This window comes from Desulfovibrio sp. OH1186_COT-070 (assembly GCF_003860215.1).
GTDB lineage: Bacteria > Desulfobacterota > Desulfovibrionia > Desulfovibrionales > Desulfovibrionaceae > Desulfovibrio.
Genome location: NZ_RQYH01000021.1, coordinates 1 through 26,776, shown reverse-complemented (window position 1 = coordinate 26,776; position 26,776 = coordinate 1). Strand labels below are relative to the sequence as shown.

The 26,776-nt window shown below is 59.9% G+C and carries 23 protein-coding genes; 14 read left to right on the top strand and 9 right to left on the bottom strand.

Translation table 11 applies throughout. The features are described from left to right. The first annotated feature begins 28 nt into the window (after positions 1 to 28). Positions 29 to 1,075, top strand: coding sequence for an RluA family pseudouridine synthase (locus EII23_RS08000; protein ID WP_260424647.1), 1,047 nt, complete (start codon positions 29 to 31; stop codon positions 1,073 to 1,075). A gap of 26 nt (positions 1,076 to 1,101) precedes the next feature. Here EII23_RS08000 and argF read toward each other — a convergent pair whose 3' ends face one another. Then, a complete protein-coding gene (gene argF, locus EII23_RS07995; protein ID WP_124792863.1) occupies positions 1,102 to 2,115 on the bottom strand; it encodes an ornithine carbamoyltransferase in 1,014 nt (337 codons plus the stop codon). 11 nt (positions 2,116 to 2,126) lie between these two features. After that, positions 2,127 to 2,702, bottom strand: coding sequence for an N-acetyltransferase (locus EII23_RS07990; RefSeq protein WP_124792862.1), 576 nt, complete (start codon positions 2,700 to 2,702; stop codon positions 2,127 to 2,129). 200 nt (positions 2,703 to 2,902) lie between these two features. On the opposite strand from EII23_RS07990, the gene EII23_RS07985 reads away from it, so the two are divergent. Further along, on the top strand, positions 2,903 to 4,321 hold the full coding sequence (locus EII23_RS07985) for a histidine-type phosphatase (protein ID WP_124792861.1): 1,419 nt from the start codon (positions 2,903 to 2,905) through the stop codon (positions 4,319 to 4,321). 8 nt (positions 4,322 to 4,329) lie between these two features. Here the strand turns inward: EII23_RS07985 and uvrC are convergent, their stop codons facing one another. Both uvrC and trpB read right to left on the bottom strand, forming a co-directional pair. Beyond that, positions 4,330 to 6,213: an excinuclease ABC subunit UvrC gene (gene uvrC, locus EII23_RS07980; protein WP_124792860.1), complete on the bottom strand. Its 1,884-nt coding sequence runs from the start codon at positions 6,211 to 6,213 to the stop codon at positions 4,330 to 4,332. Between the two features lie 115 nt (positions 6,214 to 6,328). After that, positions 6,329 to 7,534 carry a tryptophan synthase subunit beta gene (gene trpB, locus EII23_RS07975; protein WP_124792873.1) on the bottom strand — a complete coding sequence of 402 codons (1,206 nt, stop codon included), beginning with the start codon at positions 7,532 to 7,534 and terminating at the stop codon, positions 6,329 to 6,331. A gap of 222 nt (positions 7,535 to 7,756) precedes the next feature. Here trpB and thyX point away from each other — a divergent pair, with 222 nt between their 5' ends. Then, positions 7,757 to 8,545 (top strand): FAD-dependent thymidylate synthase, encoded by a 789-nt coding sequence (gene thyX, locus EII23_RS07970; RefSeq protein ID WP_124792859.1) that lies wholly within the window; start codon positions 7,757 to 7,759, stop codon positions 8,543 to 8,545. Positions 8,546 to 8,567: 22 nt separating this feature from the next. On the opposite strand, the gene EII23_RS07965 is transcribed toward thyX, so the two are convergent. After that, entirely contained in the window at positions 8,568 to 9,899 is a 1,332-nt protein-coding gene (locus EII23_RS07965) for an O-antigen ligase (protein ID WP_260424646.1), read from the bottom strand. A gap of 187 nt (positions 9,900 to 10,086) precedes the next feature. On the opposite strand from EII23_RS07965, the gene EII23_RS07960 reads away from it, so the two are divergent. The 9 genes from EII23_RS07960 (at position 10,087) to EII23_RS07920 (ending at position 20,925) form a co-directional block, all read left to right on the top strand. Continuing rightward, a complete protein-coding gene (locus tag EII23_RS07960; protein WP_260424645.1) occupies positions 10,087 to 10,746 on the top strand; it encodes an NYN domain-containing protein in 660 nt (219 codons plus the stop codon). A gap of 64 nt (positions 10,747 to 10,810) precedes the next feature. Further along, positions 10,811 to 11,545 (top strand): ABC transporter substrate-binding protein, encoded by a 735-nt coding sequence (locus tag EII23_RS07955; RefSeq protein ID WP_185702338.1) that lies wholly within the window; start codon positions 10,811 to 10,813, stop codon positions 11,543 to 11,545. 41 nt (positions 11,546 to 11,586) lie between these two features. Further along, complete coding sequence (locus EII23_RS07950; protein ID WP_124792857.1) at positions 11,587 to 12,402, top strand: ABC transporter substrate-binding protein; 816 nt, start codon at positions 11,587 to 11,589, stop codon at positions 12,400 to 12,402. A 68-nt stretch (positions 12,403 to 12,470) separates the two neighbouring features. Next, positions 12,471 to 15,155: a response regulator gene (locus EII23_RS07945; protein WP_124792856.1), complete on the top strand. Its 2,685-nt coding sequence runs from the start codon at positions 12,471 to 12,473 to the stop codon at positions 15,153 to 15,155. Positions 15,156 to 15,298: 143 nt separating this feature from the next. Beyond that, entirely contained in the window at positions 15,299 to 17,119 is a 1,821-nt protein-coding gene (locus EII23_RS07940) for a DUF2207 family protein (protein ID WP_185702337.1), read from the top strand. A gap of 200 nt (positions 17,120 to 17,319) precedes the next feature. After that, positions 17,320 to 18,057, top strand: coding sequence for a basic amino acid ABC transporter substrate-binding protein (locus EII23_RS07935; protein WP_124792854.1), 738 nt, complete (start codon positions 17,320 to 17,322; stop codon positions 18,055 to 18,057). 155 nt (positions 18,058 to 18,212) lie between these two features. Beyond that, positions 18,213 to 19,013 (top strand): amino acid ABC transporter permease, encoded by an 801-nt coding sequence (locus EII23_RS07930; protein ID WP_124792853.1) that lies wholly within the window; start codon positions 18,213 to 18,215, stop codon positions 19,011 to 19,013. Continuing rightward, positions 19,000 to 19,743, top strand: a complete 744-nt coding sequence (locus EII23_RS07925; RefSeq protein ID WP_124792852.1) for an amino acid ABC transporter ATP-binding protein — start codon at positions 19,000 to 19,002, stop codon at positions 19,741 to 19,743. Before EII23_RS07930 ends, EII23_RS07925 begins: the two co-directional genes overlap by 14 nt. A 30-nt stretch (positions 19,744 to 19,773) precedes the next feature. Further along, on the top strand, positions 19,774 to 20,925 hold the full coding sequence (locus tag EII23_RS07920) for a tRNA-specific 2-thiouridylase (protein WP_124792851.1): 1,152 nt from the start codon (positions 19,774 to 19,776) through the stop codon (positions 20,923 to 20,925). Positions 20,926 to 21,066: 141 nt separating this feature from the next. Here the strand turns inward: EII23_RS07920 and EII23_RS13635 are convergent, their stop codons facing one another. The 4 genes from EII23_RS13635 to EII23_RS07905 are packed head-to-tail and all read right to left on the bottom strand — an operon-like array spanning position 21,067 to position 23,510. Then, positions 21,067 to 21,408 carry an MBL fold metallo-hydrolase gene (locus EII23_RS13635; protein WP_409360232.1) on the bottom strand — a complete coding sequence of 114 codons (342 nt, stop codon included), beginning with the start codon at positions 21,406 to 21,408 and terminating at the stop codon, positions 21,067 to 21,069. Next, complete coding sequence (locus tag EII23_RS13155) at positions 21,398 to 22,213, bottom strand: MBL fold metallo-hydrolase (protein WP_221620377.1); 816 nt, start codon at positions 22,211 to 22,213, stop codon at positions 21,398 to 21,400. The genes EII23_RS13635 and EII23_RS13155 overlap by 11 nt, the downstream gene beginning before the upstream one ends. A gap of 38 nt (positions 22,214 to 22,251) precedes the next feature. Next, a complete protein-coding gene (locus tag EII23_RS07910) occupies positions 22,252 to 23,181 on the bottom strand; it encodes an SDR family NAD(P)-dependent oxidoreductase (RefSeq protein WP_124792850.1) in 930 nt (309 codons plus the stop codon). Between the two features lie 32 nt (positions 23,182 to 23,213). After that, the gene (locus EII23_RS07905) at positions 23,214 to 23,510 is read right to left on the bottom strand and encodes a hypothetical protein (RefSeq protein WP_124792849.1); all 297 of its coding nucleotides are present in this window, start codon (positions 23,508 to 23,510) and stop codon (positions 23,214 to 23,216) included. Positions 23,511 to 23,579: 69 nt separating this feature from the next. Here EII23_RS07905 and EII23_RS07900 point away from each other — a divergent pair, with 69 nt between their 5' ends. After that, positions 23,580 to 24,455: an AraC family transcriptional regulator gene (locus EII23_RS07900; protein WP_124792848.1), complete on the top strand. Its 876-nt coding sequence runs from the start codon at positions 23,580 to 23,582 to the stop codon at positions 24,453 to 24,455. Positions 24,456 to 24,623: 168 nt separating this feature from the next. Beyond that, a complete protein-coding gene (sat, locus tag EII23_RS07895) occupies positions 24,624 to 25,895 on the top strand; it encodes a sulfate adenylyltransferase (protein ID WP_124792847.1) in 1,272 nt (423 codons plus the stop codon). Positions 25,896 to 26,776: the final 881 nt, after the last annotated feature.

The window sequence follows — 26,776 nt, the reverse complement described above, 5'->3', positions numbered from 1 at the left end:
CCCCCGCCCTTTGCGCCAGACTCGCGGCATGATGCCGCCAGATTCCCCTCTGCCCCCGCCCTCTCTACCTCCGGACAGCCGGAACGACGCCTCTTTTTGCACGGAGCCGGTGCAGGCAACCGAGGCCGGGCAAAAGCTGCTCGGTTTTTTGCAGCGCAGGCTTGATCTGCCTTTGGCCCTGCTCCACCGCTGGATACGCACCGGGCAGGTGCGCCGCAACGGACGCCGCTGCAAAGCCTTTGACAGAGTGGAGGCCGGAGATACGGTGCGTGTGCCGCCCTTTGCCCCGGACATGGCCGCCCGAAACGCCTCCCGCACTCCGCCCGAAGCGCCACCGCGCGATGTGCCGCCCCTGATCGGACAAAACGGGCATGTCTGGGCATTCGACAAACCTGCGGGCCTGCCCACCCATCCCGGCACAGGCCATCAGGACAGTCTTGCCACGCGCATTGCCGGGCACTGGGCCCGTGCTGCGTTCACGCCCACGCCCGCGCACCGGCTGGACAAGGACACCTCGGGGGTTCTGCTGGCGGCAGCCTCCTACGCGGCCCTGCGGGAAATTCAGGATGCCCTGCGCGAGGGAAGTCTGATCAGGGAATATGTGGCCTGGGTTGAAGGGCGCTGGCCCCATGCGCACACACATGTGCTGCGCCACAGCCTGCGCAAAGCGGGAGAAGACGGTTGCGAAAAAATGCGGGCCGCTCCTCCCGGCACTTTTGGCGGCAGGGAGGCCGCCTGTCTTGTGCAGCCTCTGGCCGTGTCCGCACGGGAGAGCCTGCTGCTTGTCCGCCTGCTGACAGGGCGTACCCACCAGATACGGGCGCAAATGGCGGCCGTGGGGCACCCCGTCCGGGGAGACGGCAAGTACGGCGCTGCGCCGCTTTGGCCGGGAGCACAGGCGCATGCCGCCCTTCTGCTGCACAGCCTGCGTGTTGTCCTGCCCGGCGGGCACATTTTTGCCTGCCTGCCGCCCTGGAAGGACCGCCATGCCCTGCGCGCCATGCCCCTGCTTCTGGAGCAGCCCGCGCGCAAAGCCAAAAAAACCGCGCCCCCTGCCGACACGCCTGCGGAGTGAGCGCGGTTTCGGGCTGTAACCCGGATTTACAGACCCGCGATATCTGCGGCCAGGGTGGCCACAAGCACGGCCTTGATGGTGTGCAGGCGGTTCCCCGCCTCGTCAAAAACAACACTTTGGGGAGACGCAAAAACCTCGTCGCTGACTTCCATGCAGTCAATGCCGAAACGGCGGCAAACTTCCTCGCCCACGGTTGTCTCCCGGTTATGGAAACTGGGCAGGCAGTGCAGGAAACGGCAATGGGGATTGCCCGTCAGGGCCATGACCCTTGCGTCCACCCGGTAGGGAAGGAGCAGGTCGATACGCTCCTTCCAGACATGATCCGGCTCGCCCATGGACACCCACACGTCTGTGGACAGAAAGTCGCAGCCCTCCACGCCCTGTTCCACACTTTCCGTGCGCAGAATCCGCGCGCCCGTCTTCTGCGCGATATCGCAGGCCAGCGCATACACTTCGTCGGAAGTCCAGAGAGCGCGGGGAGCCACGGAGCGAAAATCCACACCCAGCAGGGCCGAGCCCACCATGAGAGAATTGCCCATGTTGAAGCGCGCATCGCCCATGTAGGCCAGGGTCTGGCGGTTCAGCGGCTTGTCGCAGTGCTCGCGCATGGTCATCATGTCGGCCAGAAGCTGTGTGGGATGCCACTGGTCTGTCAGGCCGTTCCACACGGGCACATCGGCATGCCGGGCCAGAGCCTCCACCCTTTCCTGCCCGAAACCGCGATATTCGATGCCGTCATAAAAGCGGGAGAGCACGCGCGCCGTATCGGCCAGGGATTCCTTTTTGCCCATCTGCGATCCGGCGACACCGAGGCAGGTGACATTGGCTCCCTGGTCGTAGGCCGCCACCTCAAAGGCGCAACGGGTGCGGGTGGAATCTTTTTCAAACAGGAGCACAATGTTTTTGCCCTGCAAAAGTCTGGGCTCCCTGCCCTCTTTTTTGGCTTTTTTCAACTGATTGGCCAAATCCAGAAGCCAGAGGAGTTCCTCCGGAGAAAAATCCGTCTCCCGCAAAAAATCCCGTCGGTACAGTGGGTTCATCGTGCCTCCCGCTATTTCCCGGCTGCCGCCGGGACGTCCCGTAAAAAGAGCATCATGCTGATTTCGTCACAGCAGTAGAATTTCGGGCATTTGCTGCACTCCACCCAAACGATGGGCGGCATGCTCTCGCGGTTGAATTCCGTAAATCCGCACTTGGCGAAAAAGGACGCCACCAGCGTAAACACAAAAACCCGCGGCAGCCCCAGCTTTCGGCAACGTTCCACCAGCGCGGCCACCAGCCGTTTGCCGAAACCCTGGCGCTGACAGGAGGCGTGGACAGCCAGAGAGCGGATTTCGGCCAGGTCTTCCCAGAGCACATGCACCGCCCCGCAGGCCACCACCACATCTTCCCCATTGTCTGCGGAAGGGGCTGTGGCAACCATATAGTCCTGAATATGCTGGTAAAGATATTGCGGGCCGCGCGCCAGCATCACGTTGGAGGCGGCATACTGGTTGATGAGGGCCGACATGCCGTGAACATCCCGGATGGTGGCCGGGCGAATCTCCAGCAGGGACAGATCGCCCACGCGCACATCGGCAACAACGGGCTGCAGGCCGGTATCGGAACGGGGAATGGCAACAGGCATTTCTTGGCCTCTGTTTCAAAAATTGCTTGTGCGGACGCAGTGCCCGCGCTCTGCCCCCTCATGGGCAAAAAAGTATCGTACCCCCAAAAATCCGCGCATGCAATGGATACGGAAGGCGAAAGCGAAATTTTCCGTACAGGCCCGCATTGCCCCTGCCGCTGTTTCGGGCTATGCTTTCACAATCCGGATAAGGAGGGCGCATGCGCAGCACCATTGCCACATGCCTTGTTTGCATTGTTTTTTGCGGCCTGTTTCCGTCCGGCGGGGCGGCATCACCTTCCGGGCAGGCACGGCTGCTCAAGGTGGTGGCCCTGTCCCACCTTGGCCCCCACGTTCCCCGTATCCCCCATGTCTCTGTCCAGAACGAAAATCTGCCCCGCTGGAGCGAAAAACCCTGGCCCCGCTGGCCCGCCCCTGCGGGCAGCCTGACCCCCCGCGGCGCGCGGTTGATCACAGCCATGTGGGAAGATCTGCGCGCCCATTTCTTCAATCTGGGTCTGCTGCCGGAAGAACACTGCCCTTCGCCGTTCCGTGTTTTCGCGCGCGCAGACGCCACCCTGACCGCACAGGACACCGCCCGCGCCATTCTGGACGGTCTTTTCCCCGCCTGCGGCCTGCCCTGCGCCGTATCCTCCCGCAGGCCGGATCCCCTGTTTGAGCCTGTACGCGCGGGGCTTGACCGCTTTGACCCAGCACAGGTAGCCGGGGGCATCATGCGGGCGGCAGGCGGAAACATGGACACCCTGCGGGACAGCCACAACGCCGCCCTCACGCGCATCGGGCAGGCTCTCGGCCCGTTGCCCACACGCTACTGCACACGCTTCAACCTGCCGCCCGACTGCGCCCTCACCAGTGTTCCCGGTATGGTCAGCGTTGCCGCCGACGGCAGCGACGTGAGCATCGGCGGAGGGTTGGAAGCGGGCGTTATTGCTGCAGAAAATTTTTTGCAGGAATATATTCAGTGGCCGGACAGCCCCGCGGGCTGGGGCCGGATGGACGCTCCGGCCCTGCGCGAGGCGCTGGCGCTGCACAGCACTGTGCTCAACGTGGTCAACCGCACGCCACGGGTAGCGCAGGCCAAAGGCGGCTCACTGCTGGCGGAAATGGCGGCGACGCTGGCCGGGGAGCATACGGACCCGCGCTGCAACGCAGCCTCTCTGGTCATATTTGTGGGCAATGACAACCATCTGACCAATGTGGGAGCCCTGCTGGGCCTGTTCTGGCGGATTTCCGGCTATCCGGACAACAGCGTCCCCCCCGGCGCGGTGCTCCTGCTGGAACTTTGGGAGCAGGACGGCCTCCGCGAAGTGCGGGCAAACCTCTTTGCCCAGACGCTGGAAACCCTGCACGCGGACTTTGCCTCCCCGCCCTCCGCAGAAAGGGGGCAGGATGTTTTCCGCCTGTTCCCCTTTGCCCGCACGGCAGACCCCCTGCGCTCGCACGCGCCGGTGGCGGCTGCGGTCACCGTTCCCCCTGTGCTCGGCGGCGCGCGCTTCAGCCTGGACGATTTTTCCGCCAGAGTCCGTGACAGCCTGAAGGACGCAACCCTCGCGCCGCAGGAGGCGGCGCCGCTGGTTTTGCGCAAGGCCTCCGGCACGGACGCGGGCACTGTCCGCTGATCCGGTTTTCACGGTTTGCCGCCGCCAAGCTTTTCCTTCAGTTGGGCAGCCCTGGACGGGCCGATGCCGGGCAGTCCGCACAGGTCGTCCAGGCTGGCGGCGCGCATGGCTTCCACGCTGCCAAAACGATCCCAGAGCAGCCGTGCGGTGGCCGGGCCGATGCCGGGCAAGCGCATGAGCTCTCCGGCAAAAGCCGCCCCGCTTCTGGCACGGCGATGCCGCCCCACGGCAAAGCGGTGCGCGTGGTCCCGCACGTTTTGCAGAAACAGCAGTTCGGGGCTTGCCTCACGCAAGGGCAGGGGATTGCCGCGTCCGGGCACAAAAATGCGGTCAGCCACGTTGCCCGCGCGCCTGTCGGCCTGCCCCTTCGCGTCTCTGGCTTTGGCAATGCCCGCCAGAGCCGGAAAGTCCCTGCTCCCTGCCTCGTCCAACGCCCGCATGACAGCCGACAACTGCCCCCGTCCGCCGTCCACCAGCAAGAGATCGGGCCAGGGAGGGCCGCTATGCAGACGCCGCGCAACCCAGGCGTGCAGGGTGGCGCAATCGTCATCGCTGTCAGGCATGGCATACACCCGGAAATCTTCTTTCACGGGCTGCCCGTCCTCGAAAACCACCAGGCCCACGCGGGTCTGGCGGCCTCCGGTATGTGACACGTCCACACACTCAATGCGCCGGGGCGATGCGGGCAGGCGCAGGGCTCTGGCCAGTTTTTCCAGAATGTCCCCACCCCGGCGCTGCTCCTGTCTGCGGGCCTGCTCGCGGGCATTGGTCACGGCCATGTCCACCAGGCGTCTGTCGTCAGCGCCGCGCGGCACGGTCAGGCGCACCGACGCACCGCGACGGTCGGACAGCGCCGCTTCGAGCAGCCGCCGCTGGCCGGGAGACTCCGCATCCCCGGACGCACTGCCCGGATTTTCGGGCTCGGGCGCATCCTCTTCCGGATCCGCAGGCATCCAGGGCAGGAGAATGCGCGGCGGCGGCATGTGACGGCTGTAATACTGCCCGGCAAACGCCCAGAGCAGTTCCGCCGTTTCTTCCAGGCTGATCCCGGCCCAATAAAAGGATTTGCCGTCAATGACGGCTCCCCCGCGCACAAAGACCATACCCAGGGCCAGCCCCCCCTCGCCGGGAAAAAGGCCCACCACGTCCACATCTCCCTTGCCGGGCAATACGGCGGCCTGCCCTTCCACAGTGCGTTCCACCGCGCGGATCTGGTCGCGCAGGACGGCGGCCCGCTCAAATTCCAGATTTTCCGACGCCTGCTCCATGCCCGCGCGCAGATCCCGCAGCAGGGCGTCGGAGCGGCCCTGAAGAAGTTCCGTCACCTTGCGCACGTTTTCCTGATAGCCTGCGGCATCGGCCAGCCCCATGCAGGGCGCGGGGCACTGGCCCATGAAATGGTAGAGGCAGGGGCGCACGCGGTTTTTCATGGCCCTGTCGGAACAGCGCCGCAAATGAAAGGCCCGGTGGATGAGCTTCCATGTTTCGCGTGCGGCCAGGGCCGAGGTGAATGGCCCGAAATAGCGCGCCCCGTCCCGCCGCGCCTGCCGCACGACTTCCAGACGGGGAAAGGGACTTTTGGGATTGAGGCGAAAAAGGGCGTACTGCTTGTCGTCCCGCAGCACAATATTGTAGGGCGGCCGGTGCTTCTTGATAAAACTGGATTCCAGCAGCAGGGCTTCCTTTTCCGTGCTGGTGGACAGGCATTCCACAGATACCGCGCGCTGGAGCATGGCCCGCGTCTTGGCGGACAAGCCTTCTTCGCAAAAATAGGAAAGCACCCGCCTGCGCAGTACGCGCGCCTTGCCCACATAGAGGATGCGCCTGCGGGCGTCCCTGTACACATAGACGCCGGGCGTCAGGGGAATGCCGGAAGGATCGGGTTTTTGCATGGATCTGTCAAAAAAAGAAAAGCGCGCGGCGCTTCATGCTGCCGCACTCCGGGGCGAAGCCTTTGCAGGCCGCCGGTTGCGCCTGTGACATCCGGCGGTCTGCAAAGGCATTCTCTTATTTTTTCGTTCCGCCGCACATGGCGGCGACCTGGGCCACGTCCTTGTCGCCGCGCCCCGAAAGATTGACCAGCAGTATTTCGTCAGGGGACATTTCCGGAGCCATTTTCATGGCCTGGGCCAGGGCATGGGCAGATTCCAGCGCGGGAATGATGCCCTCGTGCCGGCACAGGGCAAAGAAAGCTTCCAGGGCTTCCGCATCGCTCACGCTCACATAGCGGGCACGGCCTTCATCCTTGAGGCGGGCATGTTCCGGCCCCACGGAAGGATAGTCCAGCCCTGCGGAAATGGAGTGCACCAGCCCGGCCTCGCCCTGCGCGTCCTTGATCATGTAGGAGCGGAAGCCGTGCATCACCCCCGGCTCACCCAGGCAGAGAGAAGAAGCGTGCTGCCCGTAGTCGGTTCCCTGACCTCCCGGCTCCACGCCCACAAGTTCCACGCCCGCATCGTCCCAAAAGCCCGAAAAAAGGCCGATGGCGTTGGAGCCGCCCCCAACGCAGGCCAGGCAGGCACTGGGCAGGCGGCCGGTCTCGGCCAGCATCTGGGCGCGGGCCTCGCGCCCCACCACCGACTGGAAAAGACGCACCATGTAGGGATAGGGATGCGGCCCCACGGCCGACCCCAGCACATAGAACATGCCTTCGTCGTCCACCCAGAGGGCCAGAGCCTCGTCCACGGCCTCCTTGAGGGTGCGCTGGCCCGACACAGCCGCCTGCACACGGGCGCCCAGCATTTCCATGCGGATGACGTTGAGGCGCTGGCGCTCCATGTCCACCTCGCCCATGCAGATGACGCACTCAAGCCCCATGAAGGCCGCGGTGGCCGCAGTGGCAACCCCGTGCTGCCCGGCTCCGGTTTCGGCGATCACGCGCTTCTTGCCCATGCGCCGGGCCAGCAGACACTGGCCCAGGGTATTGTTGATCTTGTGCGCGCCCAGATGGTTGAGGTCTTCCCGTTTGAGCCATATCTGCGCGCCGCCCAGATGACGACTGAGATTGGCGCAGTGGAAGACGGGGTTGGGGCGGCCGGTGTAGTGCGTGAAAAGGTGTTCCAGTTCGCGCCAGAAGGTGGCGTCAGACTCGGCTTCGGTCAGGGCACGGGCCACTTCGTCCAGACGCAGCTTCAGCGGTTCCGGCACAAACTGGCCGCCATAGGCTCCAAAAAATCCTTCACTGTCGGGGGGGCATATTCTCTGTGGGATCATCAGAATTCTTTCCTGATTGCGGCGCGTTTTTTCGCGCCTGTTGTTATGGCACTGTGCCACAAATGCGCTCCCATTTGGAGCCTATTCACCTTCTCCTGTCAAGGGAGGAGGCCCCGCCGCGCTGTGGCAGGCTTGCACAGGGGGAACGGCAAGAAGCTTGCCCCCCCGGCGGGGATGGCCTATGCTTGGCCGAGGAGGAAGCTCCTCCCGCAAGGAGTCTGCATGCTTGACGAAAAATATACCGGCAACGGCAAGGTGGTGCTGCTGGCAGGCGGCGGCAAGATCCATACTGATATTGCCGCCCGTTTTGTGCGCAGCGAGCGCAGCCTGGAAGAAATTGCGGCTTCTCCCTACTCGCGCCAGATTGTGCAGAACATTCTGGCTTCGGGGCACATGGCCGCGCTGGAATTCGACTTTTTCCTGTTCGGCGTGGAGGGCTATTCGCGCGTGACCGAAACCCAGTTGGTGCGCAAAAGGCTGGCTTCCTACCTTATCAAGTCCGGCCGCGCCGAATTGGGGGGAAAGCGCCGTTACAGTGTTGTCTACCCTCGCTCCGTGGCCGACTTTGCCGCCGAGGTGCGCCTGCCCGACGGCCGCAGCGTCCTTTTGCGCGGCCGCGATCTGGCGGACATGGCCCGCCAGTGGTATGACGCTGGCCTGGAGGCTGGCCTGCCCGAGGAAGATCTGCGCTACCTCAAGCCTCAGGCCACGGAATTCAAGGCCATTATCGGCATGAATGCCCATGCCCTGCGGGACTGGTTCTCCATCCGCTGCTGTCGCAACGCCCAGCACGAAATCCGCCATCTGGCCTGGCAGATGCTGCGCCTGTGCCGCAATGCCGCGCCCGATCTCTTTGCGGGAGCAGGCCCGTCCTGCGTCCAGTTGGGCTACTGCCCGGAAAACCGCCTGCAGAATGCCCGCTGCAAGGGCCGCGTCCCCACAAAAAACGAGGCGCTGGAGATCCTGCGCGCCCGTCACGGCGCGCCCGCCGACGATTTTTCCGATCTGTAGGCGGTCTTTTTCCGCCGCTTTTTCAGCAAAAGCCGCCCTCTCCGGGCGCGGCATGGCCGTCAGGAGAGGGGGCAACAGGGCCGTTGACCACCGCGCCGATCATGACGCCCAGATAGCTCATGGCCAGCGCCAACCACCAGATACGGTAAAAATCGTGCCCGAAAATGCCGTTGACCAGCCAGCAGGCAAAGGCGATCCAGAACCAGGCTGCCATACGCCAGTAGATCCCCGTGTCTGCCCCCGCCAGTTCGGCGCGCAGGGCCGGCCGGATGCGCCTGTAGCCCCAGAGCAGAAAGCCCGCCAGAAAAACCATGCCCAGAGCAAAGCCCACCAGACCGTGCGCATAAAGCATATCCAGAAATATATTGTGCGGGTGGGAGATGGTGATGACATCCTTTTCCGGCGTCAGTCCCAACTGGCGGAAAGCCTCGTTGTAGCGCCCGGCCCCGGCTCCCAGCCAGGGATGCTCCAGAAAAACTTTCCAGCCCAGATTCCAGAGGCTCCAGCGGCCGTCGCCCGCGACTTGCGCCAGATGCAGCCTGCCCTGAAAAGCCAGAACCAGCGCCAGCGCTCCTCCGGAACAGAGTGCCAGCAGCCAGCGCCGCTGCCCGCCCGCCAGAAGCAGCCACAGCCCCAGGGCTGCGGCCACAGCCAGAGCCGCACTGCGGCTGGCCGCTCCTGCCAGCAGAAAAAAGGCCGGCCAGAGCGTGGCACACCAGAGCAGGGCCGCCGCAGGGCGCGGCAGCAGCTGGCGCAACACAAACCACAGGGCAAAGGCGGGAATGAGCGCCAGGGCGATATAATTGCCCACAGTATAGTCCCCGAGGCTGCCCGTGAGGCGTCCGCCCCTGATGCCGTAACCCATGACAAAGTCCGCACCGGTGAATGCCTGATAAAGGCCGTCCAGCCCCTGCCAGAAGCAGGCCAGCGCACAGGCCCAGACCAGCCTGCGGAGGTCTTTTTCTTCCCGCACGCACTCCATGGCAATGAAGGGCAGCAGAAAGCCCTTGTTGATGCCCGTTCCGGCATGGAGCAGGGACGTGACCACATTTTCGGAAAAAACAATGCCGATGAGCACCATGCCCCAGAGGCAATAAAACAGAAAGCGCGCATCCAGCCTGCGCCAGACGCTTTTGTGCCAGTTGTCGCGCCAGTAGGGCACAAGAAAGAGAAGACAGACAAGGGGCATGACTTCCCGCATGCCGTAGCCCACGGGAAAACTGACCAGAGAGAACCAGAAAGACCAGAACAGGCAGGAAAACCACAGATTTTCCGGGGGATTGCGCCAGATGCTTTGCGCGCGCTCCCCGAGCCGCCTGATGCCGGCCTTTGTTGCTGCCAGATATGCGCGCACCGTCCCGATTTTCCTCCCGAAAAATATGCCGACTGCGGGCAGCGCGTGGCGCTGTTTCCGGAAAGTCGGCGGCAGCGTCTATACCTTGCGCAGCCCCAAATGGCAAGCGCGGCAAGGCTTGCCTTGCTCCTTTGCGTGCAGTATGCTGCCTTTCGCAATATTTTGAAGTTCTGTATGTGGAGATCGCATGGCGAAATTTACCGGTTTTGACGAAGTATACAGTGCCTTGTATGTGGATTTTGACAATATCTATACCCGTTTTCTGGAGGCCGACCCCGAAGCGGCCCGCAACTTCGGCTCCGCGCCCTACCGCTGGGTACGCTGGCTGGAAAACCATGCCCTGCGCATCCTGTACGGCGAAGGCGTGCGCCGCCGCATCCTGAAGCGCACCTGCTACCTGAACCCCCAGCGGTATCAGGAATTCCGCAATTCCTTCATCCGCAGCGCCTTTCAGGTGGTGGACTGCCCGCCCCTGACCTCGCGCGGCAAAACCAGCACAGACATCCATCTGGTCATGGACTGCATGGACGACCTTTCCCACACCACGCACTTTGACGAATTCATCATCCTCTCGGGCGATGCCGACTTCACCCCGCTGCTCATCAGGCTTCAGGAGCATGCGCGCCGCACTCTGGTGCTTTCTGTGGGCTATTCCTCACCGGCCTATACGGCGGCGGCCTCCTGGCGCATCCGCGAAGACTGGTTTTTGCAACAGGCCCTGCGGGAAGAGTCCGACATGGAGCCGCCCGCCCCCCGCCAGCCCCCTTCCTGGGCGCAGGATTCTTCCGGAGCGGGCAAGAACGAAGACGATGAGCCATCGCCGGGCAATACTTGGCAGGAAGCGTGAAGTGCTTCCTGCCGCGCGGCCTTTGCGCCAGCGCACATTTTTGTCAGCCATCCAAGGAGAAAACATGCGCCTGTTCCTTCTGCTCGCAATCCTGCTCTGTGCCGCCCCCGCCTTCGGCAGCCCTCCCCTGCGCGTGGCCGTGGACGCCCCCTACCCTCCCTTTGCCTATACGGACGAAAGCACCGGCAAACTGACCGGCTTTGACGTTGATATGGCCGAAGCCCTCTGCCGCCAGATCAAGCGCCAATGCGTCATCCGGGCCGTGCCTTTTGACGAGATCATTCCCGAAATTGTGGCAGGGAACATTGACTTGGGCGTGGCCGGTATGGTCAGAACCCCGGAACGGGAAAAAAGCGTGATTTTTACTGAAAAGTATTTCCGCACAAGCACAGTTTTTCTTGGCCTTTCGGGGAAAAATCAGGACGGAGACATCCGGGGAAAAAACATTGCCGTCCAGAGCTCCACCAACTTGGAAGACTATCTGAAAAAAACATACGCTCGGACCAACCGCATCGTGTCCATGAAAAATGTTGAAGAAGTCTTTGTGGCCATCAAGGCCGGCACAGTGGATCTCGGCTTTGTGGACGGCCTGCCTGCCTTCAGCTATCTGCGCACAGAGGCAGGCTCGGGCTTGGAAGTGGTGGGAGACCCCGTGAGCCTTGACGATGGTTCCTGTGTGGTGCTGCACCCCTCCCTGAAAGATCTGCGCGACTCTCTGAACAAAGCCATCCTCTCCCTGCGCGCCAGCGGCGAATTCCAGGCCATCAACAGGAAATATTTTCCCGTAAGCGTTTACTGAAGAAAAGCGGTGTTACGCTGCCCCCCATTTGAGGAAATATCATGCCCGTATCTTTTCTGCCTTCCGTCCGCACGAAACAGGTCTCTTGGCGCAAAAAAGCCGTGTACGCGCTCTGCTGCCTGTTGGTGATGACTCTGGTCGCCTTTACGGCGCATGCCGCCGAAACGCCCCCTCTGCGTATTGCCGTGGATGTGCCCTATCCTCCCTTTACCTATATCGATGAGGATACGGGCAAGCTGACCGGCTTTGATGCAGATATAGCCGAAGCCCTCTGCCGCCAGATAGGCCGCGACTGTCAATTCGTCATCATTCCCTTTGACAAGATGATTCCCTCCATCACCGCCCGCAAGGTCGACATCGCCGTTGCTGGCATGGTCAGGACGGAAGAACGCCTCAAGCATGTTATTTTCACAGAAAGATATTTCCGCTCCAACAGTATTTTCGTGACGTTGGTCAGCAACAGCAACACGCAGGAGTTTTCCATGGAAGGGAAATCCATCGCTGTTCAGAAAGGCACGATACAGGAGGAAGGCCTGCAAGGACTCGGCGTTCCTTCGGAACGCGTTATGCGCCTGCAGACTTCAGATGAAGTGCTTGCTGCAGTGAAGCAAAAAAAAGCCGACTTGGCGTTCATTGACGGCGTTACCGGCTATTATACCCTCAAAACCGAAGAAAACGCCGACTTGGAGATCACGGGCGAGCCGGTCATCATGCCACACATGGGCGAAGGCTGCATTGTGCTCCACCCCTCGCTGACAGCCCTGCGCGACAGCCTCAACAACGCCATCATGGAACTGCGCAAAAACGGAACCTACAATACCATTAACAGAAAGTATTTTACCTTCAGCATTTACTGATATATCCCGACCGTTGACGCGATGCGCGGGCGGTCAACAACACGCACCCCTCACATCGCAGGCCCCGCATGTCACGCACAGTACCCGAATCGCAGCCGTCTCCCCCAAAGTGCTGGAGCATCCACACGCTCCAGCTTTGTGGGCTGGCACTGCTGTGCCTTGCAATATTTTTTTTGGGCAGGCAGACCCTCAACAACATCGCTGCCATTGAGAAAGAGGCACTGGTGAGCCGCACAAAATGGCTGCCCGACTTTGCCGAAGCCCAGAAAACCCTCTCCAACCTTGAGGCCCTGCGTCACTTGGTCGCCATGACCTACGCCAGCACGAGCCGGAAAGAACGCCGCAACGTGCGGGTGGAAGTGGACGCCCTGACTTCGGAATCGGTGCTGTACGCCCACAGCGACTTCCAGCTCACCCTGCGCCGGATCGCGAAAAAGAATCAGGCGCTGAACGCCTGCAAGGACAAGGTCGAGGCCAGCCTGCGGGAACTGGAACTGCTGGAAGCGCGGCGGCAGGAAATTCTCATGGCCCTGATACGGCTGACTCCCGGAAACGGGGACAGCCTTGCCCTGACAGGGATCCTGCGCCGTTCGCTGGCCCGGATCAACCCCGCGGAGTTCAGGGCGGCAAAAGAAGCGGAGCTTGTGGAAGCGGAAGAAGCGCAACTGCGGGACATAAGCAAAAAACATTCCGGGCGCAATGCGCAGCTCTTCACGGAGAGCCTTGCCGCGCTCCGGCAGGCCAACAGCAGCCGTCTGACCCTTTTGCGCGGTATTGAGGTGCAGCAGAATGACGCCCGCGCCCAGTGGCAGGAAACGGATCTGGCGCTGCGGGAAATACGGGATCATGTGTCCATGGTCACTTCGGACTCCACGTTCAGCGCTCTGGAGTCCATTTCGGCCAAGGCCCACAGCGTATGGCGCTCTTTTCTGATTCTGGCGGCCGTGCTTGCTGTCTTTCTGTTGCTCTACCACGTTTTGGCCCACCTGCTGCTTGTCCGCCCCATCCGCTGGGCCTCGCACAAGCTGGCCGCCCTCCGGAACGGCGATCTCGCCATGCCCCCCATTGCCGTGCATATCAGGGAACTGGTGGACATCACGCAGATGCTGGACACCTTCAGCCTCCACCTGAGCGAGCTTTATGCCAACACCGACAAGCTCAAGGCCGATGCCTCCCGCAAGCGCGACCTGGAAATCGTCACCCAGGCGGTTTTCCGCGCCTCGCTGGACGGGTATGTGCTCTGGACCTGCGAGCGCGTTCTCATGGTCAGCGAAGGTGCACGCTCCCTGCTGGGTCTCGGGCCGGACGACACGCCCGGACCGGGATGGTATCCGCAGGAAACATTCGCCGCGCTGGCAAACCATTTTTTTACCGCCCCCATGTCCGCCGTCTGGCGCGAGGAGGTCACGCTTGGCCGTTTTCCCCGGGAAACACTGCCCTGCGAAATCACCCACATCATCATCACCCAGTCAGGGGAGAAATGCCTGCTCAGTTATATCCGCGATCTGCGCCAGCAAAAGCATACAGAAAGCGTGCTCATGCAGGCCAAGGAAGCGGCAGAGCAGGCCGCCAGGGCCAAAAGCGACTTTCTGGCCCGCATGAGCCACGAAATACGCACGCCTCTCAATGGCGTTCTGGGGCTGACCCATCTGATGCGGGAAACCCCGCTTTCTCCCCGCCAGAACGAACTGCTGGGCAAGGTGCAGTCCTCGGCTTCCATTCTGCTCGGGGTCATCAACGACATTCTTGATTTTTCCAAAATCGAGCAGGGCCGCCTGGAGTTGGAACAGCTGCCTTTTACCCTCGGCGAAATCACGCAATCCCTGCACGACATGCTCACCCATCAGGCAGTGACCAAGGGACTGGAATTTCGCGTTCTTCTGGCTCCCCAACTGGCAGACCGCCTCCTGACAGGCGACCGCCTGCGCCTGACCCAGGTGCTGCTCAACCTCTGCTCCAACGCCATCAAATTCACCGAGCACGGCTCCGTACACCTGACCATCACTGATCCGGGCGACATGCCGGAAGCGGAAAACGCGCGCCATATCGCCTTTGAAGTCAGGGACACGGGCATCGGCCTTTCGCCGGAGCAGGCGGCCAATCTCTTCAAACCCTTCGCACAGGCCGATACCTCCACCACGCGCAAATACGGCGGCACAGGTCTGGGGCTGATGATTTCCAAACTGCTGGTGGAGTGCATGGGCGGCAAGATCAGCCTGCAAAGCGCGTTGGGCCAAGGCAGCACCTTCAGCTTCCGCCTCAGCCTGCCCGAAGGCGACCCCGCAGCCGGGGCAGCGGACGCCGGAAAAGAAGCGCCGGAAAAACCGGACTTTTCCGGCACAAAAATTCTGGTGGCCGAGGACAATCTCATCAATCAGGAAGTGATACAGGCAATTCTCGAGGAGTACGGAATCGAGGTCACACTGGCGGAAAACGGTCAGGAAGCCTTGGATTTGCTGCCCACCAAAGATTTCGCCTGCGTATTCATGGATATCCAGATGCCTGTCATGGACGGACTTGACGCCGCTAAGGCGATCAGAAAGCAGGGGCATACCCTGCCTGTCATCGCCATGACGGCCCATGTGCTGCAGGAAGATATTGACAAGAGTTTGGCCGCGGGCATGAACGCCCACCTGACAAAGCCCGTTGACCCGCAAGAACTGGGAAACTGCCTGCGGACGTGGCTCGCCCCGCCAGAAGAGAAGACTGCGCCGAAAAGCAACGCCCGTCCGGCGGACGGAAAAAACCCATGAGAACCGCTGCCGCTTTCCTGCTTCCTGTCATACTCGGGCTTGCTTCGCTCATGATTCTTCCCGCCTTGGCATCAGCGGAGGAAAGTCCCCGGAGATCTGCGGGGAAGACAGCCTCGGGCCCAAAATTGACGATCTTTTTTTCTGTGAACAAAGACGGCACCATCACCGCGATGGAGGAATACAAAATTTCGCACCAAACCCTTGACTGGGGTCCTTCGCCGGGCAGGCTCTACGCCAGTCATTCCCCCTTTGTCATGGAGCCGACCGCGGAAATTTTCATAACGTCCATCGACGGAAAAGAGTCGCACGAGCACAAGGGCAAGACCGCGGCGGTTCTGACCGCGCAGGGTCCCGGCCCCCACACCTACCGGGTATACTATACCGTCAGGGACAATATCCTCTTCCGGGAAGACCACGACTCTCTCGCCTGGGGAGTGCAGTATTCTCCGGAGCCCGTCTCGGTGGTCGCCATCGTGCAACTGCCCGAAGGCGCTTCTTTCAGGGAGATGTCGTCCCGTCTGGGGCACGAAACTGTGGGGCACAAGCCGGTACTCCAGAAGGTGTCAGAAAGGGGGCGGGCGCTGTTCATCGGCACACAGCCGATGGAGCGCGGCGAGCATTTTCTGTTTCGCGTGCGCTGGGACAGGGGATTTGTGACTCCCGACGCCTCGCTGGACATGCAGCGAACACTCTCTCTGGCTCTCTGGTGCGCGGCAGCCGCTGTCGCTCTCCTGTGTTTCGCCTTCTGGTACAAATTCGGCCGGGATCCCGTCAGGGGCCTTGTGATCCCCCTGTTCCATCCCCCGAAGCTCGCGGACGGTTTCCTGCTGTCCCCCGGCGCTGTGAACTACATCATGCATGCGGCGAGCCTCACCACAGCGGGCTTTACGTCGGTCATCATGAGCCTGGCCGTGCAAAAGGCTCTCCGGCTCAGCGGTTCGGGTTCCCGCAAGGACCCCTATCTTCTGGAGCGCACAGACAAAAAACCGGCAGGCCTCCTCACGGACGAGCAGGCCGCCGTGGAGCATCTGTTTCCTGGCGGAAAAAACGCCCTGCAACTGGACCATCATGCCGCCAGAACATACACCGCCGCCCGCGCCGCGGCCTACACCGCCCTGGCCTCCCGGTTTCGCTCATTGTGGAGTCTGCGCTTTGCCACCGTCGCGCAGATGCATGCGGCGGCCTATGGGCTGACCATGCTGGTTCTGGGCATTTTCTGGATCAGCTTCACGGGCGATGTCGCCATGGCTTTTGTCGTGCTGAGTATCGCCTCCGGCACCTCCGTGCTCTGGCACTTCACTGTGCGCAGGCTGCACCAGACCTGGATGACCTGGCGGGAAATGGGCATCGCCACCATTGCCGCGCTCTCCGCATTCTGCCTTCTGACGCCCGCAATCCTTTTTTATGATCTGGTTCTTGTGGCCTTCGGGTTTGAGGACTACCCCGGATACGCCTTCATGCGCTCCTGGTTGGGGCCGCGCCTTTCCGCATATATTCTGCTTTTTGCGTTCCTGCGCTGGCGGACGGGCAGCCTGGCCGCCGCGCTCCGCGCCGCTCTGAAGGTCTTGCAGTATCTGACGGGCTATTTTTTCGCAGGGGGACTGACCTGGGCTTTTTGCCAAGCTCTCGCCCCCTCCACGCTTGCCGCTCTCATGACCTCGCTCCTGCTGCCGACGCTCTTTGTGCCCATCATGAAGCAGCCCACCCAGGAATGCACGGAACTGACGGACAAAATCCGGGGTTTTGCCATGTACATCGGCACAGCCGAAGCCTCGCGGCTCAATACGCTCAACCCTCCGGAACGCACGCCGGAGGAATTCACCAGAGTATTGCCCTATGCCGTGGCCCTCGGCCTTGAAAAGGCCTGGGCCGCGAAATTCGCCGAATTTTCCGGAACCCTGAACTTCAGGGGAGGGCGCGAGTTCATGCTGCGGCAGTATCAGGACCGCATATACGGCAACTGACAGCCCCGTCCGGCAGGCGCTTCACCAGAATCTCCGGCAAGGAATGCGGGAAGGCGCCTGTACGGGCGCGTCCGCCCTGGTTCCGCCAGCAGGGAAACTTGACGCAAGGCACATCCAACGTTAAACACAAAACTCTTCTGTGCGGCCTGCCATGCGGGCAGGCCGCCGGACGCAACAGCACTTTACCCCAAGGAGGCTCCATGTTCCGCTCCATGTTTCTCGTCCTGACGCTCTGTGTCTTCCTTTGCGGACAGGCCGTGGCCGCCGAAAAATACGTTGTGGCCGGCGACTGCACCTGGCCGCCCATGGAAATGCTCAGCGCCGACAAGCAGCCCGAAGGCTTTTCTTTTGACTTCGTACGCGCCGTTGCCAAAGCCGCGGGCTTTGAGGTGGAAGTGCGCAACATCGCATGGGACGGCATCTTCGGCGGCGTGGGCACAGGGCAGTACGACATCGTGTCCTCCTCGGTGACTATCACCCCCGAGCGTCAGCAGCAGTTCGACTTTTCCGATCCCTACTATGAAGTGGTGCAGGCCGTGGTGCTGCCCATCGGCAAGTCCATCACCAGCCTCAAGGATCTCAAGGAGCAGAAGGTGGGCGGCCAGATCGGCACCACCGGCATTTTTGTGCTGCGCAAGAGCGAATCCGGCGCCGACATCAAGGAATACGACGACGTGGGCCTGGCCGTTCAGGACATGCTGGGCGGGCGCATTGACGCCGTTATCTGCGATGCCCCCGTGGCTCTGTACTACGTGAACAAAAAGCCCGATACCGCCGGAAAGCTGAACATCTCGTTCAAGACCGAAGAAAAGGAATACTACGGCTTCACCGTGCGCAAGGGCCGCAAAGACTTGGTGGAAAAGCTGAACAAGGGCATCCGGGCCGTGAAGGAATCCGGCGAGGCTGAACGGATTGCCGAAAAGTGGCTTGGCAAGTAGCCCCGGCCACAGCGAAAAAATATCCCGATCCCCGGCGGGTCTGCGCAGCCCGCGCAGACCCGCCGGGAAAAAACAGAAAGCTCCCCGCACCAGCCTGCACCCCTTTTGCCGCCAGCGCGTTTTTCGGCGGCCACATCCAGGCACAAAGGACAACGATGCACGACCAAAAAGACGGCAGCAAGGGCAATATCATCATGGTCACGGACGGGGCCTCCATCCCTGATCCGCGCGAATGGCGGCTGATCAACGCATGGTCCATCGCTCTCATCGGTGCCGTTTCCGCCCTGTTTACCCTCTGCCTGCTCTGGCCCGACCCGTATCTGCGCATTCTGCTCTATCTGCCTGACGGCATCCTGATCACCTTCAAGATCACCCTGCTTTCCATCTGCTGTGCCGTCCCTCTGGGGCTGCTCACCGGCTTGGGACGCATTTCCCGCAACCGCGTCATCAATCTCATTGCCTCCACCTATGTGGAAGTGATCCGGGGCATCCCCCTGCTGGTGCAGATTTTTTACATTTATTACGCCATGTCCCGCTTTGTGCAGGTGGGCGGCATCACCTCTGCGGTGGTGGCCATCAGTTTCTGCTACGGGGCCTATATGGGCGAGGTGTTCCGCGCGGGCATCACGGCCATCGGCAAAGGCCAGAGCGAAGCTGCCCGCTCGCTGGGCTTCAACAATTTCCAGACCATGCGGCATGTGGTGCTGCCCCAGGCCATGCGCACCATCCTGCCGCCCGTGGGCAACGAATGTATTGCCATGCTCAAGGACACCTCCCTGGTGTCCATCATGGCCGTACCCGACATCATGCAGCGCGCGCGCAGTTTTGTGGGCACCACCTACCTGTATTTTGAAACCTACACCACAGTGGCGCTTCTTTATCTCATCATCACCCTCCTGCTCTCCAAGGCCGTGAGCATCATGGAAGCCAGACTGAACTATTATGACGGAAAATAACTCCCCCATCATCTCCATCAGCAATGTCTGGAAGTACTTCGGATCGCTCCCCGCTCTGCAGGATGTAAGCCTGGACATCTCCCCCGGAGAGCGGGTGGTCATCATTGGCCCTTCCGGATCGGGCAAGTCCACCCTGTTGCGCTCCATCAACCGCCTGGAAGAAATTGACCAGGGGCGTATCATGGTTCTGGGCAGGGACATCCACTCTGATGACAACAATATCAACGAGATGCGCCAGAATGTGGGCATGGTTTTCCAACAGTTCAACCTGTTCCCCCACAAGACCGTACTGGAAAACCTGACCCTGGCTCCCCGCCACTTGCGCAAACTGTCGCGCGAAGAGGCCGACAGTCAGGCCCTGACCCTGCTGAAAAAAGTGGGCATCAGCGAAAAGGCCAATGTGTACCCGGCCATGCTTTCGGGCGGGCAGCAGCAGCGTGTGGCTATTGCCCGCGCGCTGGCCATGCAGCCCTCCATCATGCTTTTTGACGAGCCCACCTCCGCCCTGGACCCGGAAATGGTCGGCGAGGTGCTGGATGTCATGGTCAATCTGGCCGAAGAAGGCATGACCATGGTCTGCGTGACCCACGAGATGGGCTTTGCCCGCACGGTGGCCGACCGCCTGATCTTCATGGATCAGGGGCAGATTGTGGAAATGGGCCGCCCGGAAACCCTCTTTACCGCGCCGCGCCACCCCAGGCTGCGCCAGTTCCTCAACCAGATCCTGTAAAAACGGCCAATATCCGCCGATGCGCAGAGCATGAACGCCTCCCGCCACAAGCCTGTTGTTGCTGCGGCTGTCAGCGGCGGGGTTGACAGCCTTTGCGCTCTTGTGCTGTTGCGGCAGCGCGGCTACAGGATACTGGCCCTGCATGCCCTTTTTTTGCCGGACTCCGGCGCACCGCCGGGGCTGGCCGAAGCCTGCGCCGCTCTGGACGTGCCCCTGCATGTGCTGGACATGACCACTGTTTTCGAGCGAGAGGTGCTGGCCCCCTTTGCCGCAGCCTACGCCCAGGGGAAAACCCCCAATCCCTGCATTCTGTGCAACCGCGCCGTCAAGTGGGGCGCTCTTCTGGACGCCGCGCAGGATATGGGCGCGGAATATCTGGCCACAGGGCACTATGCGCGCCTGGCGGAAAATCCGCTGCACGGCGCCCCCCCCCTGCTGGCCGCCGCCAGAGACGCCGCCAAGGACCAGAGCTACTTTTTGAGCATGGTTCCCGGAGAGCGCCTGCGCAGGGCGCTCTTTCCTCTGGAAGAACTGCGCAAGGACGAGGTCCGCGCGCTGGTGGCCGGAGCGGGCCTGCCCGCTCCCCTGCTCCCGGAAAGCCAGGACATTTGCTTTGCGCCGGGCGCAGGCCCCGGGGCGTACCAAAACTTTCTGGAAGCGCGCTGGCAGACTGCGGGCATTCCCCGCCCCGGCCCCGGCCCGGTGCTTCTGGCCGACAGCGCCGGAAATACATATCCCATTGCCCGCCACGAAGGCTTGTGGCGCTATACCGAAGGCCAGCGCAAGGGGCTGGGCATTGCCCACAGCGAACCTCTTTTTGTGCTGGGCAAGGATGTGGGAGCCAATGCTCTCGTTGTGGGGCCGCGCGCCCTGCTGGGCAGCACGGGCTGCGTGACCCTGCCCGCCAATGTGGCCCTGCCCGCCCGGCTCTGGCCTCCGGAACTGCTGGTGCGCCTGCGCCACCGCCAGCAGCCTGTACCGGCCCGCGTAAGTCTGACGGCAGACAGCCGCCTGCGCATCACCTTTGATGAGCCGCGCTTTCCGGGCGCGCCGGGGCAGGTGGCCGCCGTGTATGACCGGCAGGGGCGCATTCTGGCGGCGGGCATCGTGGAGGCGCAACAGGGTTGTGAAGGAAAAAGAAAATCCAAAAAAAAGAGGGGGGCGACAGGCAGCGGAGCATGACGCCTTATCGCTCTTTCATATTGTTCCGCGCCACGGCACAGGGCGACACATCTGACGGAAGCCTCCATGCAAGAGCGAAGAAACTTCCCCGCAAGGCACCTTCAAACTACTCCTTTTCTGCCACAGGTCAGAACTTGGGTTCTATTGCCACCAGGGGTCCAGCAGAACAGGCTTTTCATGCAGATCCCATACTTCGCCGATTCTGGGTACAGAAAGGCGGATCCCCTCTCTGGCCGCATTGTTCACCAACAGCTGTATCGGCTCATTCCAGTCATGCTTGGCGAGTGCGTATTTGCTGTTATGGACAGACACGACAGTGTGCGGATGGAGGTCTTTGACTGCACGAATCAGTTGATCCGGAAAAAGGTGGATATTGGCCCAGTCTTCATCGTACTGTCCGTTTTCAAGAACGGCCAGACTGATGCGGGGATGCTTCTTGGCAATTTCCGCAAAAAAGTCGTCATACCCGCTGTCACCTCCGATATAGACAGTCTCTGAAAGAGTTTGCAGCAGGAAGGAAGCCCAGAGAGTCTGCCTTTTGCACGAGAGCGCGCCCGGAAGAGTGGCGGGCAGGCAACGCGGTTACCATAACGTTCTCCGCCAATTGTACTTGCTCGTTCCAATCCAGTTCCACTATCTTGTCGGCCGGAAAACCCCACCGCTCAAGATGTGCCCCCACTCCCAAACCCGTGATGACCATCCCCACACGCTGACGAAGCGCCTGCATGGTGGCATGATCCAGATGGTCATAATGATCATGGCTGATAAAAACATAGTCCACTTCAGGAATATCTTCTGGCCGGTATATGTCGGTTCCGGGAAAGGGTTTTCCCCCAAACGGAAAAGGATTTGCCGAAACGAGTACGGGATCAACCAGAAAACGTTTGCCGTCAATATGCAGCATGTATGAGGAATGCCCAAGCCAGACATACCAATTCCTGTTCGCAGGCAAGCGGGATAGATCTGTCTTGACAACGGGCACAGGCTTGGACGGACGCACCTTGGTATTTCCGTGAAACAAAAAATCAAATGTGCTGCGCAGAGCCGATTTCTGTCCTGTAAGCAGGGGGGTGGCCGAAAGATTCTGAAATTTTCCGTCACGGTAATTCGGCGATTGCTGGATACGTGCCAAACGTTTGCCTGTGGGTTTTCCCCCAAAAACAGGCAACTGCAAACAGAAAAAAATGCCCGCCACCACGACGGCCAAGCCAAAAAGAATCCCCAAAACAGCTTTTATCATCTTTGGTAAATATGGCATGGCTGCACATACTTCGACAGCACCAAACAAATGCTGTCGCTGGAGCCACCACCCAAAAAATACTGCGGTTATTCTGCCTTTTTTTCCACCATAGCCAACGAAACATCCCACAGCCGTTCGGCGAGAAGCGGATCTGTTGCCCACGCCGCGACCAAAGACATTTCGTCAAAGCGGTTGCCGCTGCTCCTTGTGATTGGCTCAGCCTCGTTGCAGTCGGCAAAGTAGCGCCCGCTTACCCCGTCAAGCAAAGGCGATGCCGCAGCCAGAACCGAGGTTGCGGCTCCCTGCCCTGCCGTTTTCCAGTATGCCTCGGGGGACTTCAATTCGCCACTATACCGCTGCAAATTTGTCTTGATGGCTCCTGGCATCACCGCATTGGCAAAAATACCGTCTGAAGCCCAGCGCCTGGCCGCCTCTACAGCAAACAGAGCATTGGCACTTTTTGCCTGCCCGTATGCTCCCCAAGGATCATACGGGCGAATCGTGTAGTGGATATCCTCAAAGACAACCGGACTCAGGTGATGCCCGCTGGAACTGAGTGATACCACGCGCGCACCCTCCTGCTTCAGGGCCGGGTACAATCCCAGAGCCAGAGAAAAATGCCCGAGATGATTGGTCGCAAACTGGCTTTCCCACCCTTCGGCAGTTCTGGCTTCAGGGCTCGCCATGACACCCGCGTTATTGACCAGAATATGCAGAGGCCCCTGCCAAGAGACAACCAGAGAGCGCACACTTTTCTGGTCAGCCAGATCGAGCCTCATGACAGAAATGCCTTTGTTGCCCGTAGCCTTGACAAGCTCGCCCGCGACTTTTTGCCCGGCATCCACATTGCGGACGGCAAGAACCACCTCAGCTCCGGCGGAGGCCAAGGCCTTTGCCGTTTCGATTCCGATACCCGAGGCAGCTCCTGTAATCAGGGCGCGCCTTCCCTTCAAGTCAACACCCCGCACAATTTCCATTGCCTCGGTGCGCATGCCGAACGGTGTAATACGCTGCATGTTTTTCTCCATAACTTTAGAGGGGAGAGTGTTTACAACACATTTTCCGGACGGACTGCCAGAAAGCCCATCAAACCGGAAAGGCGTTCTTGCAGACAGCCAAAATCAAACACCGCATACCGCTTCTTGCCGAACTCCACGATACGTGGTCTGCACTGACCAATGGACAATTTGATCCCAGCCGTTGCTCTTGAAACCAACACACCCAACATAATGGGCAGCAGCAGATACTGATACCACAATCCTGCCAATCTCTTGCCTTTTTCTCCTCTTTTTTGGATCAGAAGCCCGCCCGATAAATTCGAGAGGCGTCTGCCTCCGTTGCGCATGTTGATTGAACTTCTTATGCTCTCTCAAGCTGTTTGCGACAATATCCTCCCCCTGGAAGTTGAAATCATATGGTGCAAGACAAATTCCACGCTCTGACTGACCGGATGCTGACTGTTTTACAAAAAGAACAAACTGTGCACCTTTCTCAACTAGGAATAACTCTATACCAATGCAATACTTGTATTGACAGAGTTGTATATGTCAAAAATCCTTCTGTCTGTTTCATCTTGCAAGGAGAAAAACATGTATATTGTTGGAAAAATCATATAAAATATGTGGATGGACAATATCTTTGTTATTTTGTTGATATGCCTCTTGTTGGTGAAGTTCGGGCTTCAAGAAAAAATCCTTGCCTTGGCATACAGATGCATCTAGATGCCTCGATATTATTGCAACTGATGCCAGTTATCCCGAATTGGCAGAGAAAAGAATCAGGCATGGAGATTACCGTCGGTACTGTGGATGAAGACATTCTGGACACCCTGCACAGGCTGATAAACCTTGCCTGCGATAAAAAAGATGACATTGCTGTTCTCGCCCCTCTTATCAAACACGAATTGCATTATCGCCTGCTGAAAACTTCTCCGGGGCATATACTGCAGCGCCTGCTCTCCCTCGGAAGTCATGAACAACGGATATCTCAAGCCATTTCACATCTGAAACAGCATTTTTCCGAACCTCTGCGCATAGAGGACATGGCGAAAAACGCACACATGAGCCTGTCCGTTTTTTACAGGCAATTTCGGAAAGTTACCGGGCTCAGCCCCCTGCAATACCAAAAATCCCTCAAGCTGATAGAAGCCCGGCGCCTGATCAGACAGCAGCAACTTTCTGTGAGCGAGATTGCCCTTCATGTAGGGTATGGAAACCTGTCACAATTCAGCCGGGAATACAGACAGTATTTTGGAACAAGCCCGAGCCGGGAAAAGACAGCACAGACATAATGCCCCTGATTCGCTCTGCCGGAAACAGAATTTTTTTTGCGTCAGACCACAGAAAGTTTTTCTTACCTGTTGACTTTTTGTTCGATTATTCACAAGATGGGACAGAAAGCACTCTCCCCCTGCAGCTCAGGGGTGGAGTCCACAACCCAAAAAACGGAGGTTTTCGCGATGTCCAAACTGGTAGCGCCTCACGGCGGCAAAGGTCTGGTCTGTTGCCTTCTGGAAGGCAAAGCCTTGGAAGACGAGAAGAAAAAAGCCGCAGGCCTGAAGCAGATCGAGATCTCTTCCCGCGCCAAGGGCGACCTGATCATGATGGGCATTGGCGGTTTTTCGCCCCTCAGCGGCTTCATGAAAAAAGCCGACTGGAAGAGCGTGTGCGAAAAAATGACCCTGACCTGCGGAACCTTCTGGCCCCTGCCGGTCACGCTGGACGTTTCTGCCGCTGACGCCAAGAGCCTCAAGGTGGGCGAAGAAGTTGCCCTGGTGCGCAAGGGCGAAGTCATGGCCACCATGAAGCTGGAAGAAATCTATGAAATGACCGAGGCCGACAAAAAATGGGAATGCGAACTGGTGTTCAAGGGTTCCGGCCCTGACTCCGAAAAATTCTGGGAAGTGGCCCCCGAAGACCATCCCGGCGTGAAAATGGTTCTGGCCCAGCAGGAATACAATATCGCCGGTCCGGTGAAAGTGCTCTCCCAGGGTGAATTCCCCACCAAGTTCCCCGGCGTGTACATGACCCCCGCCCAACTGCGTGCCAAAATGGACGAACGCGGCTGGCAGAAGGTTGCCGCCCTGCAGTTGCGCAACCCCATGCACCGCTCGCACGAATATCTGGCCAAGATCGGCGTGGAAGTGTGCGACGGCGTGGTCATCCACTCTCTGGTGGGTTCGCTCAAGCCCGGCGACATCCCCGCCGAAGTGCGCGTGAAGTGCATTGACACCCTGGTGGACAAGTACTTTGTGAAAGAACATATCATCCAGGCCGGATATCCTCTGGACATGCGCTACGCCGGTCCCAGGGAAGCTCTGCTGCACGCCACCTTCCGCCAGAACTACGGCATCAACAACCTCATTGTTGGCCGTGACCATGCCGGTGTGGGCGACTTCTACGGCATGTTTGAAGCCCAGGAAATCTTCCGCAAGATTCCCACCCCCGCCGAAGAAGGCAAGCGCCTGCTGTGCCAGCCCCTGAACATTGACTGGACCTTCTACTGCACCAAGTGCGACGGCATGGCCAGCATGCGCACCTGCCCGCACGGCAAGGAAGACCGCGTCATCCTGTCCGGCACCAAGCTGCGCAAGATGCTCTCCGAAGGCGCGGAAGTGCCGGATCACTTTGGCCGTGACGAAGTGCTCGTCATCCTGCGCGAATACTATTCCAGCCTGACCGAAAAGGTCGAAGTCAAAATGCAGCGCGCAGCCTCCGGCTCCGCCATGTAGCCTGACTCCACAACAATGCAAAAAGCCGGAGAAGTCCGGCTTTTTGCATTGCCCAAACAGCGGCGCAAGTCCCGCTTCGCGGAGTTTGCGCCGCCTATACCGCGAAGCGATTTGAAAGGCTGTCCGCAGACGGGGAGACCCAGCCAAAAACTGCCGCAATCGCTCACCTGCAGCACAGCCTGCCCACACTTTTCAAGGTATTTTCGCACAAAAAAATACTCCGGCCTTTTCAGGAATGGCTGTCCGCCCCTTCCATAAATGCGAGTATCAGGGCCATCGGATTGCGCAAAACCACACGATGCCCTGCCCTGTTGTGTGGAGCCTATCATTGCTGCAAGCTGGCTCTGTGAAATAGCACAAAGGAAATGTTCGCCGGCAAACTCCGGCAGGCCGTCCAGGATGGTCAAATCCCTCCGGACACAGATATTCCGCCTTGGCCGGAGCACTCAGCGCCCTGCTTGAATGTCTGTCCATTCAAGCCAGAGGCGGCCTTTCCCATCCGAGTTGGAGGCTGTTGCCGCCCACGCAGTGCGTATACTGCCGCCACGCTCCCACGAAATGTAGCCTTTCCGGCGTCACTCCGTTCAAAAAAAGAAAGCGGTCTTGACACTTTTTTAGTAATTACTAAAAAAGTGTCAAACAGCATTTTACGAAAAAGGGGGGACACTTCACATGGAATTTACCGAACAGCCTATGCGGCCTCCACAGGAGGCCTATGCCTTCCTGCCACGAGCAACGCAGGGGTGCACCTATAATAAATGCCGCTTCTGCTAGATAGTGTCATCAAACTATGAATAGTATGATAACACCTCTTCCTGCATGACAGGAGAAGCTATGCGCGCACATCGACGACACGATATTTGTGACAGGGTTTGGGAAAA

Coding starts and splice junctions, on each gene's coding strand:
- EII23_RS07905 (WP_124792849.1), bottom strand. CDS start 23,510: ATGCGCAACGGAGGCAGACGCCTCTCGAATTTATCGGGCGGGCTTCTG.
- EII23_RS07985 (WP_124792861.1), top strand. CDS start 2,903: ATGCGCAGCACCATTGCCACATGCCTTGTTTGCATTGTTTTTTGCGGC.
- EII23_RS07910 (WP_124792850.1), bottom strand. CDS start 23,181: ATGCAGCGTATTACACCGTTCGGCATGCGCACCGAGGCAATGGAAATT.
- sat (WP_124792847.1), top strand. CDS start 24,624: ATGTCCAAACTGGTAGCGCCTCACGGCGGCAAAGGTCTGGTCTGTTGC.
- EII23_RS07955 (WP_185702338.1), top strand. CDS start 10,811: ATGCGCCTGTTCCTTCTGCTCGCAATCCTGCTCTGTGCCGCCCCCGCC.
- EII23_RS07990 (WP_124792862.1), bottom strand. CDS start 2,702: ATGCCTGTTGCCATTCCCCGTTCCGATACCGGCCTGCAGCCCGTTGTT.
- EII23_RS07945 (WP_124792856.1), top strand. CDS start 12,471: ATGTCACGCACAGTACCCGAATCGCAGCCGTCTCCCCCAAAGTGCTGG.
- EII23_RS07960 (WP_260424645.1), top strand. CDS start 10,087: ATGGCGAAATTTACCGGTTTTGACGAAGTATACAGTGCCTTGTATGTG.
- argF (WP_124792863.1), bottom strand. CDS start 2,115: ATGAACCCACTGTACCGACGGGATTTTTTGCGGGAGACGGATTTTTCT.
- EII23_RS07950 (WP_124792857.1), top strand. CDS start 11,587: ATGCCCGTATCTTTTCTGCCTTCCGTCCGCACGAAACAGGTCTCTTGG.
- EII23_RS08000 (WP_260424647.1), top strand. CDS start 29: ATGATGCCGCCAGATTCCCCTCTGCCCCCGCCCTCTCTACCTCCGGAC.
- EII23_RS07925 (WP_124792852.1), top strand. CDS start 19,000: ATGACGGAAAATAACTCCCCCATCATCTCCATCAGCAATGTCTGGAAG.
- EII23_RS07920 (WP_124792851.1), top strand. CDS start 19,774: ATGAACGCCTCCCGCCACAAGCCTGTTGTTGCTGCGGCTGTCAGCGGC.
- uvrC (WP_124792860.1), bottom strand. CDS start 6,213: ATGCAAAAACCCGATCCTTCCGGCATTCCCCTGACGCCCGGCGTCTAT.
- EII23_RS07935 (WP_124792854.1), top strand. CDS start 17,320: ATGTTCCGCTCCATGTTTCTCGTCCTGACGCTCTGTGTCTTCCTTTGC.
- EII23_RS07900 (WP_124792848.1), top strand. CDS start 23,580: ATGGTGCAAGACAAATTCCACGCTCTGACTGACCGGATGCTGACTGTT.
- trpB (WP_124792873.1), bottom strand. CDS start 7,534: ATGATCCCACAGAGAATATGCCCCCCCGACAGTGAAGGATTTTTTGGA.
- thyX (WP_124792859.1), top strand. CDS start 7,757: ATGCTTGACGAAAAATATACCGGCAACGGCAAGGTGGTGCTGCTGGCA.
- EII23_RS07930 (WP_124792853.1), top strand. CDS start 18,213: ATGCACGACCAAAAAGACGGCAGCAAGGGCAATATCATCATGGTCACG.